The organism is Marinobacter sp. AL4B, from assembly GCF_019916045.1.
Classification (GTDB): Bacteria; Pseudomonadota; Gammaproteobacteria; order Pseudomonadales; family Oleiphilaceae; genus Marinobacter.
The window spans coordinates 418,322-431,088 of record NZ_JAILWZ010000013.1; the positions used below are offsets into that span (position 1 = coordinate 418,322).

The 12,767-nt window shown below is 54.3% G+C and carries 10 protein-coding genes; 5 read left to right on the forward strand and 5 right to left on the reverse strand.

What is annotated here, in order from left to right:
- The first annotated feature begins 110 nt into the window (after positions 1-110).
- Positions 111-713: a TetR family transcriptional regulator gene (locus K5L82_RS16750; RefSeq protein WP_223134333.1), complete on the forward strand. Its 603-nt coding sequence runs from the start codon at positions 111-113 to the stop codon at positions 711-713.
- On the opposite strand, the gene K5L82_RS12260 is transcribed toward K5L82_RS16750, so the two are convergent.
- The 4 genes from K5L82_RS12260 to dauA all read right to left on the reverse strand — a co-directional run bounded on the left by K5L82_RS12260 (position 710) and on the right by dauA (position 8,310).
- Positions 710-2,536: an SLC13 family permease gene (locus K5L82_RS12260; protein WP_223134334.1), complete on the reverse strand. Its 1,827-nt coding sequence runs from the start codon at positions 2,534-2,536 to the stop codon at positions 710-712. The genes K5L82_RS16750 and K5L82_RS12260 overlap by 4 nt on opposite strands.
- Before the next feature lie 216 nt (positions 2,537-2,752).
- Positions 2,753-4,351 (reverse strand): isocitrate lyase, encoded by a 1,599-nt coding sequence (locus K5L82_RS12265; protein ID WP_133007318.1) that lies wholly within the window; start codon positions 4,349-4,351, stop codon positions 2,753-2,755.
- Between the two features lie 246 nt (positions 4,352-4,597).
- On the reverse strand, positions 4,598-6,544 hold the full coding sequence (locus K5L82_RS12270) for a CASTOR/POLLUX-related putative ion channel (RefSeq protein WP_133007317.1): 1,947 nt from the start codon (positions 6,542-6,544) through the stop codon (positions 4,598-4,600).
- Positions 6,545-6,567: 23 nt separating this feature from the next.
- Complete coding sequence (dauA, locus tag K5L82_RS12275; RefSeq protein ID WP_223134335.1) at positions 6,568-8,310, reverse strand: C4-dicarboxylic acid transporter DauA; 1,743 nt, start codon at positions 8,308-8,310, stop codon at positions 6,568-6,570.
- Between the two features lie 97 nt (positions 8,311-8,407).
- Between dauA and K5L82_RS12280 the strand changes: the two genes are divergently transcribed.
- The 3 genes from K5L82_RS12280 to K5L82_RS12290 are packed head-to-tail and all read left to right on the forward strand — an operon-like array spanning position 8,408 to position 10,364.
- Entirely contained in the window at positions 8,408-8,596 is a 189-nt protein-coding gene (locus K5L82_RS12280) for a CopG family transcriptional regulator (protein WP_223134336.1), read from the forward strand.
- Between the two features lie 18 nt (positions 8,597-8,614).
- Entirely contained in the window at positions 8,615-9,628 is a 1,014-nt protein-coding gene (locus tag K5L82_RS12285; RefSeq protein WP_223134337.1) for a ChaN family lipoprotein, read from the forward strand.
- Positions 9,629-9,656: 28 nt separating this feature from the next.
- On the forward strand, positions 9,657-10,364 hold the full coding sequence (locus K5L82_RS12290) for an SIMPL domain-containing protein (RefSeq protein WP_223134338.1): 708 nt from the start codon (positions 9,657-9,659) through the stop codon (positions 10,362-10,364).
- A 4-nt stretch (positions 10,365-10,368) separates the two neighbouring features.
- Here the strand turns inward: K5L82_RS12290 and K5L82_RS12295 are convergent, their stop codons facing one another.
- On the reverse strand, positions 10,369-11,436 hold the full coding sequence (locus tag K5L82_RS12295; protein WP_223134339.1) for a beta-N-acetylglucosaminidase domain-containing protein: 1,068 nt from the start codon (positions 11,434-11,436) through the stop codon (positions 10,369-10,371).
- Positions 11,437-11,607: 171 nt separating this feature from the next.
- Here K5L82_RS12295 and K5L82_RS12300 point away from each other — a divergent pair, with 171 nt between their 5' ends.
- Positions 11,608-12,651, forward strand: a complete 1,044-nt coding sequence (locus K5L82_RS12300) for an acyltransferase family protein (RefSeq protein ID WP_223134340.1) — start codon at positions 11,608-11,610, stop codon at positions 12,649-12,651.
- Positions 12,652-12,767: the final 116 nt, after the last annotated feature.

Sequence of the window (12,767 nt, forward strand, 5' to 3'; positions counted from 1 at the left end):
GTTAGAATGGCCTGCAAAATTAGCATGCAAACATACATTCATTCGTGTATGTATGTAAACATATTCTCCGCTATACTGACGGTATATACCGACACTAAAGTTACGGGATCATGGCACGGAAAACGAAAGCAGAAGCAGCGGCGACTCGCGAGTCCATTCTCGATGCTGCCGAACAGGTATTTTTCGACAAGGGCGTTGCGCGCGCTTCGCTCGAACAAATCGCTCACATCGCTGGGGTAACCCGAGGCGCTATCTATTGGCACTTCCGCAATAAACAAGACATTCTCGATGCCATGCTTGAACGAGTACGCGCACCTGTGGAGGACATGTTAGCAAACGCTGGTGAAGGCGACGGTGGCTTCGACAACCTTAAAGCAGTCTGCATTTTAGCGCTGAAAAAACTGGCCGAAGACAAACGCTACTTCAGGGTCCACTACATTCTGCTGCACCGCAACGAGTCCGACCAAGCATTAAGCCGCCACCGCGAGCTGTCTGCCAACGAGATCGCTCAACTGATCGAGATCATGACCTTGCCGGAGAACCGGCAGCGACTGCGCTCTCATCTCACGCCTGAGCAGGCGGCCTATTTGCTGCACACTCAAATGCTTGGCCTGTTTTTCCACTGGCTAACTGCCCCGGATCAATTGCCCCTGGCCGATATGGCCCACACACTGGTCGAAACTGTATTCTTTGGCCTGCTTGCGGACAATTAGGACCACACCCAAAGAATCATCGGCACTGCGACAACGATCACGACCAAAGAAAGCGGCAAGCCCAGCCGCCAGTAGTCACCGAACCGGTATCCGCCCGGCTCCATCACCAACGCATTGGATTGGTGCCCAATAGGCGTCAGGAAGGCACAGGAAGTTCCCACCGCAACCCCCATCAACGCCGCATCTGCCGGCAAACCTAATTGGGCCGACAGCCCCAGAGCAATGGGAGCCACCAGTACCGCTGCCGCTGCGTTATTCACCAGATTCGACAACAACATAGAGCCGGTCAGAATAATCGTGAGCGCCACCCAGTTTGCCTGCCCCTGCGCCACACTCAAAATCTGGGCCGCGATAAGATCGGCCCCTCCGGTCGTCTCCAGCGCCTGACCTACCGGAATCATTGCGGCAAGCAACACGATGACCGACCAATCAATCGCCTGATAAGCCTCATTAGCATTGAGGAGCTGAAACACCACCATCGCAACCGCACAGCCAACCAACGCCACCGGCGGTGCAAGTACTCCCGACATAATCAGACCTATGGATCCAATGAAAAGACCGCCCGCCAACCACAGGCTCTTTTGCCGCCCCAACGACAACTCACGCTCTGCCAAGGGTAAGCAGCCGAGCGTTTTGAGCGTCGTCATCAGGGTACTTTCATACGCCTGAACGAGCAGAATGTCACCGGAACGAAATCGAATATTGGATACCCGCTGGGTTAATCGATGCCCCTGCCGGGCAATTGCCACCACGTTCAAGCCATACCGCTCCCGAAGATTGATGCGGTTGGTTGTGCGCCCGATGAGCTGGGACGACGGTGTAATCACCGCTTCAATGAGCCGAACATCGCCAGCGGCAATTTCTTCCTCTCGCTCTTCACGAGCCTTTTTAATCCGAGCCTGTTTATCTTCACCACCGTCTTCGTCGCTGTCTTCAACGGTATTCGCTAATGCTAGCCCGGTCTTTTCAACAAATTCCTGCAGACTTTGGGCATCCGCCTGCACCAACAAAACATCGCCTTCCCTCAACACCTGATAAGGAGACGGCGCCGGAGAACTTTTCTCGTTTCGAATAAGGGCCAATACCGCCACACTCTCCTCTTCCTCGCCAGACGTCAGGAGGTTATGCAAGGTGCTCCCTGCGTAATCACTGGCATCCGGCACTCGCAGTTCGGTGACATAATCCCCGACATTGAAGAGAGCCTCGTCGTCGGCAGGGTTAACTCGCCGAGGCGTGAAGCGCCAACCCACCAGCCCGATAAAAACAATGCCTGCGAAGGTGATTGCCAACCCTACGGGCGCAAAATCAAACAACCCGAAACTGCCGCCCTGTCGGTAGCTGGCAATGATGATGTTTGGCGGGGTACCAATCAGGGTAATAGTGCCGCCTAATAGCGATCCGAACGCCAGGGGCATGAGCAGAAAAGACGGTGAGCGGCCAGACTTTCGCGACATCCAAATTGCGACCGGCATCAGTAGGGCCAGCGCCCCCACGTTATTGATAAAGGCAGAACAAAGAGCAACAACCCCCGTCAACGTCACGACTTGCAGTACCGCATTGTGCCCGATTCTGGCCAGGTAACGGGCAATCGCATCAACCACCCCACCACTGACCAGCCCCTGGCTGATCACCAGTACCGCTGCCACAGTAATCACCGCAGGATGGCCAAAACCGGCAAAAAGATCAGCAGCGGGCACCAATCCCGCAACCGCGATCGCCAGCAACGCCAGCATGGCCACCACATCAAAACGCAGACGATTCCATACGAACATAATCAGCGTGATCGCAAGCACCAAAAAAACCGTGCCTTGTTCAACGTTCAATAGCGCACTCCTTTTGCCAGCTTTCTTGGAGCATACAACAAAGCACAGAAAACGAGAGACTCACTCTAAAAAGCATCAGCCCTTTATACACCTCGCCATAGCGACGCGATCGGCGGAAGATCGCAACTCTTGTCAGCCTTTCTGACGTTATTCCAGGCACAAAAAAAGCGGCCCCGTTTCCGGGGCCGCTTTTAAACACTGTTTAGGTAGTCGAGATTAGATGTTCTCGAACTGACCCATAGTGTTGTCTTTACCACCAGCCTTCAGCGCAGCGTCGCCTGCGAAGAATTCTTTGTGGTCATCACCAATGTTAGAACCAGCCATGTCCTGGTGCTTAACGGTAGCGATGCCCTGACGGATTTCCTTACGCTGTACACCAGCAACGTAGGCCAGCATGCCTTCGTCACCGAAGTAGCCTTTCGCCAGGTTGTCAGTAGACAGTGCCGCAGTGTGGTAAGTCGGCAGAGTGATCAAGTGGTGGAACACACCGGCTTCACGCGCCGCATCACGCTGGAAGTTGCGAGTCCACTCGTCAGCCTGTTCAGCCAGCTCAGTGCCATCGTAGTCAGCGCTCATCAGACGATCGCGATCGTATGCAGATACGTCCTTACCTTCTTCCTTCATGGCATCGAACACCTGCTGACGGAAGTTCAGAGTCCAGTTGAAGGACGGGCTGTTGTTGTAAACCAGCTTAGCATCGGGAACAACTTCCTTGATGCGGTTTACCATGCTAGCGATCTGACCAACGTGAGGCTTCTCAGTCTCGATCCACAGCATGTCGGCGCCGTTCTGCAGAGAAGTGATGCAGTCCAGAACAACACGATCTTCGCCGGAGCCAGCTTTGAACTGGAACAGGCCAGATGCCAGACGCTTGGGCTTCAGCAGCTTGCCGTCAGACTTGATCACAACGTCGCCGTTTTCGATCTGGGAAGCGTCTTCGATGTACTCGCCATCGATGAAGCTGTTGTACTGGTCACCCAGGTCACCCGGCTCGTTGGTTACAGCGATTTGCTTGGTCAGGCCAGCACCCAGTGAGTCGGTACGAGCAACGATAACGCCATCGTCTACACCCATCTCAAGGAACGCCAAACGAACAGCGTTGATCTTGGACAGGAAGTCGGCGTGAGGAACGGTTACTTTACCATCCTGGTGGCCACACTGCTTCTCGTCAGAAACCTGGTTTTCGATCTGGATGCAGCACGCACCCGCTTCGATCATTTTCTTAGCCAGCAGGTAAGTTGCTTCGTCGTTACCGAAACCAGCGTCGATGTCAGCAATGATCGGTACAACGTGAGTTTCATGGTTGTCGATCTGCTTGATCAGCTCAGCAGCCTTGGCGCTGTCGCCTGCATTTTCAGCAGCTTCCAGTTCACGGAACAGGTGGTTCAGTTCCCATGCGTCAGCCTGACGCAGGAAGGTGTACAGTTCTTCGATCAGAGCAGGTACAGAAGTCTTCTCGTGCATAGACTGGTCAGGAAGAGGACCGAACTCAGAACGCAGAGCAGCAACCATCCAGCCAGACAGGTACAGGTAACGACGCTTGGTGTTACCGAAGTGCTTCTTGATAGAGATCAGCTTCTGCTGACCAATGAAACCGTGCCAGCAACCCAGAGACTGAGTGTACTTGGACGTGTCGGCGTCGTAAGCAGCCATGTCTTCACGCATGATCTTCGCAGTGTACTTAGCGATGTCCAGACCAGTCTTGAATTTGTTCTGGGCGCGCATACGAGCAGCGTGCTTAGGGTTGATGGCATTCCAAGTCGGGTTTTGCTTGACGAGGGATGCGATCTGATCAACGTCTTGTGAGTAGGGCATGATCTCTATCCTTTCTACGTTAGTGTTCAAAAGGTACGAATGACTGCTGCCAGGCAGTAATCGCTGTCAGCCTGCTAGGTAAATGACGAGCATTGGCTGACGTTGGGCGACACTTTACTGCCTTCAATCTTATAATTGAAATTTATATTATGTATTTTCAGCATTTTCTCTATGAATAGTGCTTCGAACCACTTTCACCTCAAACACTTGCAGAACTCACTCACCCACTAAGGCATTGGGAACCGCTTAGGTTCGGCACATCACCAAGAGCTGATCACCTTTGCGAAGGTCCAGGTATTGCTTACGCGTCGGGTTCATTTGCAGGTGGCGGCCACGTTCATCCGCTAATTCGCGACGAACGCCCAGCGCGATCTCTCCTCTGGTCGCCAGAGTTTTTTCGAGAAACTGAAAATCCGCACTGGCAGGCAAGGGATAGTCTTCGGGATCACGGAACTGAATTTCCGCCCCTCCCACGGTAAACAACTCGTCGAGTACCACTCTCAACTCTCGACGCAGCGCAACTTGAGCCAGCACATGGCTCAAGATCACCGGGCTAATCAGCATTTCACTCTGATGACCGTACATCAGGTGGCGGTTGTCCGGGTCGCTCAATTCGAGTGTGACCTGCGGCCGAACCGCGGCTTCCGACAGGATATCTTCCAGTTGCAGATAACCGACCATGGCACGGGCATCCGCTTCCTCACCGGAACCCATGCGATCACTGCTCAGCAGCATCACGGTATCATATGAGGCAGGGTCCAGCTTCCTGAGCTCATCCTCCACCATGTAATCGGCTTCAAGCAGGCGGCCGTTGATCTTCTCAATCTCGACACCGTAGCGGGACAACTCTCGCTGCCGTTCATCCAAAGGCGTGGCAGACACCATGTCCAGTTCGAACTGCAACCCAGAATAGCTGCCAAACTCCGCCACCAAACTCGGCACCCGGCGGTTCCAGCCCAGCACCAGAACACGATGCTTTTCAGACTTTACTCGGGCCGCCACAGGCATCGCCACTCGCTCGACAGGTGCCAAGGGTTCTGCCTTTGGATCTGGCCCGGTGTGGGCGTATTCTCTGGCAAGTACCACCACGCGGTCCTCGGTTCGGATCACGGTGTCAGAAGTCGCCAAAAGATTCACCTTCCAAGTACCGTTATTAGCCGGGTGCAGGAGCCCCAACACAATCGCGTATGGCCGCTGCGAGGCCAGTTCGCCCAACGTCAAGCCCTCCGCAGTTTCACCGCCTCGAACAAAAATCTCGTTGCCACCATCGGCGGTCAATAACTCGTTATAGACTTCGGATAGATTCGGATGCAGCACGTTCTGTACCATCAAGCGACTGATGGTGGAGCCGCCCGCAACCACCTCAACAGCACCCGGGTATGCCCTTTCAATAACGGGCAACTTGCGCATATCCTGAATTTCAGCGACAACATAGGGTAAAGGAGCATTTAAATGACGGGCTTGAGCGGCAATGGATAACAGCGCTTTCACCGTTTCCACATCGGAAGTCACTATGCTTCCGGCGTTATAGCCCTGACTGGGCACAATCACCGCCGCCGCATCCAAGCAAGCCACTCGATGTAATGCCTCCGGCTGGATCGCAGAGCCGCTTCGTAAGATAACCTCTCGAGCACGACTACCCACCCCGGGCTCGTTGCGCAACTCGTAGAGCTGCTCGACACTGGCTTCTTCCGCCAGTACCACGAGACGTAGCCGCTGAGCATCGTGCTTCTCGAGAAAACGCTGCATTCTGCCTGTTGACCCGAACAACTCCGCCACTAGCGGCGGAGTTTGTGCGGTCCAGCCAAGCACCACCACATGACTTTTCAAGGTAACAGGAGTCAGACCACGCTCAAGGTCAGTCATTTTAGCGATCAACCAGCGGGTCAGGATCGCCACCAGCGTACCCATGAACACCACATAACCAAGGATGGTCAGCATGGTTGATACAATTCGCTGCCAAGCACCTACATCGTCGCCCAGATACCCGGGATCGGTCAGGCGCAAAAAGGCCCACCAGATCGCTGCGCCTGGCTCCTCAAACTCGCCGCCTTGAGGGACCACCAAGAGGCCGCCAATCAATGAGATCAAACCTATAAAAAGTCCGACCACCAATAATTGAAAACCCGCGCCTTTAAGTAATTGGCGTTCTAGAACAAATTTAACTCGATCGATAATTCGAAATGGCAGCATGATGACCCTCTTTTGAGGGCAGTTTAACGCAGATTTTGCAGAGAGCCAGAAGAGGCCGCCTCCAAAGCTGCCGACAATGTCGGATAGAACTGACTGACACCCGCCTCTGGCTGCACACCGGCGCGAGCCAGAGTCCGCAGAGGCTGGAACTGAAGGTCCGCAACGAATATCCGGGTATTGGCTTCGCGGCAACTCGCAATCAGTTTATTGAGCGCCGACAAGCCACCGGCGTCCAGCACGGTCACGCCATCCATGTACAAAACAATACCGCGCGCTTGTTGGGACAGCCCCGCCAACTCTCCGAACACCCGGTCTGCCGCCGCGAAGAAAAGTGGGCCATTGATTTTGAACACTTTCCAGTCTTCCGATAAGCCGAACGGCTTTACCCGCTTACTACTGGAAATGTCGGTCACTTTGGTCATCTGCGCCATTTCCCGCATGAATAACACCGCAGCCAGCAGAACCCCTGCGGTTATGGCGATCACCATATCCAGGATGACGGTCAGACTGAAGCAGGTCAGAAAAACCAGCACATCCATACGCGGCGCGGTTTTCAGAAGGTGAACAGCTTTAGGCGCCTCACTCATGTTCCAGGCCACCATGATCAACAAAGCGGCCATCGCAGGCATTGGAAGGTAGGCAAGCACGCCCGCCAGAGATATCAGCGCCAACAAAACCACCAAGGCGTGAATCATCGCTGACACGGGGGACTCGGCACCGGCGCGATAGTTCGCAGCAGAACGGGCAATCGCGGCCGTAGCCGTAATACCCCCAAAAAACGGCACGACAATGTTACCAATACCCTGGCCCATCAATTCACTGTTCGCGCTGTGACGCTTGCCCGTCATGCCATCCAGCACCACGGCACACAACAGCGACTCAATGGCTCCCAGCATGGCAATAGCAAACGCCGCTGGTAACAACGCCTGAACCATCGCCCAAGACAATCCAACAGGATCGCCTTCTGCATTCAATTGCTGCCAAGGCCAGGTAAATTCAGGCAAGAAAGGGGGAATACCCGCGCCTGTGCTGCCGTCCGGCAGCAAGTAACTGAAACGGGAACCAATGGTTTCAATCGCTGCTCCGTTTGAGTTGAACCAAAGCGCCAACAAGCTACCAATAATCACCGCCGGAAGGTGTGGAGGCACCGGAGTTTTCAGCCGGGGCCACAGAAGCATGACCGCCAAGGTTGCTGCCGCTACCAGAGTACTCATCCCGTCGAGCGCCGGCATCTGCTGGGCCAGCACCGCCAGTTTGTCCCAATAGTGCTCAGGCATACTTTCAACCGACAAGCCAAAAAAATCCTTGACCTGCAAGGTGGCGATGACCACCGCTATGCCGCCGGTAAACCCAAGCGTGACCGACTCCGGGATGTACTCAATAAAACGTCCTAAGCGCATAAGCGCCATCATCACCAGCAACACACCCGACATCAGCGTAGCCAGCAGCAAGCCGCCCAATCCATAGTTCTGAGCGATGGGGTATAAAATGACGACGAAGGCTGCGGTGGGGCCAGATATACTGAACCGGCTACCGCCCAACAACGCGATAATAAAACCGGCAATGAAAGCGGTATACAAACCGTATTGGGGAGCCACGCCACTGGCGATCGCCAGTGCCATGGCTAACGGGATGGCGATGATTCCTACGGTAACGCCGGCCATCAAATCTTTCAAAAACCGGGAGCTGGTGTACCGCTCATCAATACAGGCTTCGCGAAGTGCGTGGGCAAACCTCAAGGAAAAAAGATGAGCGCGATGCGGCATGAGCAAACTCCCGGTTGCGAAGACAGGCCTACAATTATATGCTCATCTTAATAACATTCAATGTTAACCTGATTAACATGCGAGGCACTCTGAAGTCATGACGAAAGAAAATCGTACCGCGCGCCTGACCCTTCTTATCGACCCCGATAAAAAAGCCGTATTCGAAGAACTCTGCAAACAGGACGATGTCACCCCTTCCCAAAAGGTTCGGCAATTCATCCGCGAGTACGTGGAACAAAAGCTGGGGGAAGATTGGCGCGAACAACGTAATAAAGACCTCGATTAAACAAGGCACCCTACGTCTATGACAAAGCTTTCAATCGCTACGCTGATCGCCGTAGCTATGCTCATCTCATCGGGCTGCGCGCTGACGCAGCCACAGGTCGAATCAAGCATCTCGGCACCGGCAACGCTATACGAAAGCGTAGTAATTGACTCAAACTCTCGCCAGCCCGTGTCGCTTGAAGAAATCTCTAATACGCTGTCCAAAGCAGACATCATCATTATTGGCGAGTATCACGGCCACCCGGCCTCCCACCTTCTTCAGGCTCGGTTGTTATCGTACCTCCACAACCACAACCCACACATCACGTTAGCTATGGAACAATTCAACCTGGACCATCAGAGCGATCTAAACAACTACCTCGCCGGCAAAACGGGTGAAGCGGAAATGATCGAAGATGCCAATGCCTGGGACAATTATCGCGGCTCATACCGGGCGATTGTTGAATACGCGCGCGCCCACAATCTTCCGGTGATCGCAGCCAATGCCCCTGCGAAAACGGTTCGCTGTATCGGTCGAATTGGGCCAGACTACCTCAATGCACTAACCGAGAATCAACGGCAACAACTGCCTGCACAGCCCTTTCTGGATACACCGGCCTATCGGGAAAAGTTTATTAAAGCGATTTCCGGCAGCCACGGCTCAAACGACCCCGCAATCTCGGAGCGTATGGCCAACGTTTACAAGGCCCAACTGTTACGCGACAACACCATGGCCAGCCGTATTTTGCAGGCGAGAAACAACCATCCGGAGCATCCGGTGCTGCACCTGACCGGAACCTTTCACAGCGAGGAGAATCTCGGTACCGTAGCTCTGCTGAAAGAACGTGCGCCGGAGCTGTCGGTTGTTGTACTGAGTCCCGTATTCTGGGAGACAAAGGACACCTCCCCATCTTTGGAGCCACAGTTAGGCAAGGGCGACTTCTTATACTTGATCCAACCGTTACCCAAGGAATATCGTGATCGCGACCGGCAGAATAAAGCCATGAAGACACGCTTTAGCGGCCGGACAGAAACCCACTGCACCAGCGAATAGCGAGCAACAACCAAAAGGAAATGGAATTATGAAGGTACTCGTTGCAGTCATCCTTGGGCTGAGCGTTGTTTTCTCTGCCTCACTGCTAAAGGATGGACTCACCGGGCTAAAAACCGGAGACCGCTTTGTCACTGTCAAAGGTGTCGCGGAACGGGAAGTGAACGCCGACCTCGCGCTCTGGCCTATTCGCTTTGTCGCCAGCGGTAAAACCTTGGAGCAGGCGCAAGCAAAAGCCCGAAGCAGTCGGGAAGCCATCATGGCATTCCTGAAGCTTCAAGCCATTGAAAACAACGCGGTGGAGCTGCAAAGGCTCGACGTCACCGATACCCGCGCTAATCCGTATCAAAGTGACGGCGAGCAAAAGTTCATCGTCAATCAAACGCTGATGGTGCGTAGTGCACAGATTGAGCGCATTCGCCAAGCGGCACAGAATGTCAGCGAACTGGTAGATTCTGGCGTTCTGCTCTCGTCCGATTACGGCCCCGGCGGTCCCACTTACCTGTTCAACGGACTGAACACGATTAAGCCCGAGATGATTGCCGAAGCCACCGCGTCTGCCCGGCAGGCAGCGAGCCAGTTTGCCCGGGACGCCAACGCCAGCTTGGGTGGTTTACGCAGAGCCAATCAGGGTGTATTCCAAATCCTTGCCCGGGATCAGGCTCCCGGCATTTCCGAACAGCAGCAACCGGTGAAAACCGTACGAGTGGTCTCCACCTTCGACTACTATTTGGAATAACCCCTCACTGGGTTTGCACCATTTCATCAGTGACCTGATAGTCGCCGGCCAGCCAGCGCATAATTTCGCTGGCAGCCGGGTGATCAAAAGCATCGTAGGTGTGTGCCAGAGCCTGCTTTCGCTCCTCACTGAGACGCCCTAACCCCGCATCCTGCAAGCTCAACAAATCCTGCTGAATCTGGTTTGCCAAGCCGTCGCCAAGCAGCTCTCGGGCCGCATGGTAAAAGGCTTGGCCGTACTGGTAGTTCGGCCCCTGCCAATAGGATTCAACCAAGGTCAGCGCCGGTATCGCCGTCAGCGTCGGTTGCAAAGCAGGATTAATGGCATGGCCTGCCAGATGCGCCGCATTCGCGGCCGGCCGGCCGGTAAAAGCCCGGAGGTGCAGGTGCCGAGACATTCGGTCACCATCGTTCACCGGATAGTTGTCCCACAACACCGGTTTTCGGCCCAGACGATCGCCCACACGCTTTAGATGCCCCGAAGAGATTTCCCGTGAGCACACTTCCTCACCGGTCCAGAACACCCGTACATCTTTATCAAGTTCGGCGCCCAGCGTCTCAAGATAATCTGAAGGCCGCTCACCGAACACCCGATCCAGCACCGGATCATCGGAATAATAGGTGGGGCAGATGCTGAATGTCGTTGCGTCACTGTGCGCTTTCACCCAGCGGACAATATCAGCCTGAGTGCTGGCCAGCGACGGCGTGTTCGAATGCATGTCGTCAAACAGAATCGCCAACTCCTGCACCCCGATTCGATCCAGCGCTTTCAGTTTTGCGGCCAGCGCATGTCGCGCATTCTCGTCGAACTGATTGAAAATCTCGAACGGGCTCAACCCCACACCAAAGCGCACACCTTCGTGTTTACACAAGTCGGCAAACTCTACCAAAGCAGCAAACTCTTCCGCCGGATGCGGCTCCTGCCAACACCGGCGCAAATAGGGGTCCGCCTTGGGCGCGTACAAATAAAAACCATAACCATGCCCTGCCAACGTTTTAAGCAACTTACGCCGCTCGGCCCAACTCCACATAGGACCGTAAAACCCCTCAATTACCCCGAGCTCAACTGTCATACCTTGCTTGCTCCCTAGCACTGACTTTTAGACATCATACACCCGCGCTGAAACTCTCTTCGAACCTTAAACCATGAACAGATGGTCAGTTAGGGGCAACCGAATTGTATACTTGCCCGGCGTCAGGCCCGCTATCATGAACCTACATCGTCACCGGAACGTGCCAACGCCATGCAGAATAACCAAAGTCGCCTGACAGCCCTAGATGCGCTTCGCGGCATTGCCGCACTCGGCGTTGTTCTGTTCCATTTTCTGCCCTACTACAACGAACTCTATGGACACAGCTTTGACAGCCCTTCCTTTCTGGAGTTCGGGCGTTACGGCGTACATCTGTTCTTCATGCTCAGTGGTTTCGTCATATTCATGACTTTGGAACGCACCCAAACCGCCGGGTGGTTTGGTCTTGCCCGAGCGTTTCGGCTGTTACCTGCATTGTGGGCGGGCATCGCTTTGACCTTTCTGTCCGTACATTGGCTGGGGCCCGAAGACCGTGCCGTCGAGCCGGTGTCGGCGCTCTTGAACATGACCCTTCTGCACGAATATCTGGAGCATCCACATGTTGATGGCGCCTATTGGAGCTTGGTGATTGAGGCCAACTTTTACGTCTGGATTGCCCTACTCTTTTACGGACTGAAGAGCTGGCAACGGCTCCGCCCTGCACTCTGGTTGTGGACTGCAGCCAGCTACATAGGCGTACTCTGGTGGAAAGCGATTCCGGAGCCGATGGACTTTCTAGTGAAAGATCTGTTGTTCGTGCGTTATGCCCCTCTGTTTATCAGCGGCATGCTGCTCTTTCGCTGGCATAAATACGGCAAACCACCCGCCGCCGATATTATCTTGCTGGCTCTGACCCTTGGCCATTGTCTGATCGCCTACAAAGCTCCCTACAACCTATTTGTTCTAGCGTGCTACGGCGTTTTCATTCTGGCCGCCAGCGGTCGTTTGAACGTACTGTCCCGGCCGAGCTTGCTATGGTTGGGCAGCATTTCCTATACCCTCTACCTAGTCCATCAAAATATCGGCTATGGGCTGATCACGCTGTTTTATCAGTGGGGGCTGCCCGGCCCTGCGGGCGTTGCACTGGCTCTCTGCACAATCATTGCTTTGGCTTCAGCCCTTCATTATGGCGTTGAGAAACCAGCCTTAAGCGCTTTCCGCCAATGGCGCAACTATCGTACCCGAACCACGTCTGCCAGCTCCCGAGAGGGAGCCTGAGCGCGCAACCCTTTCGGCACTAGACATATGTCGTAATTTGTACATTTTTTGATGCACTCCATCCGCCAAGTATGCAAACCTGAACTAAGCTATTTAGCAATACTCGCTGGAAACAT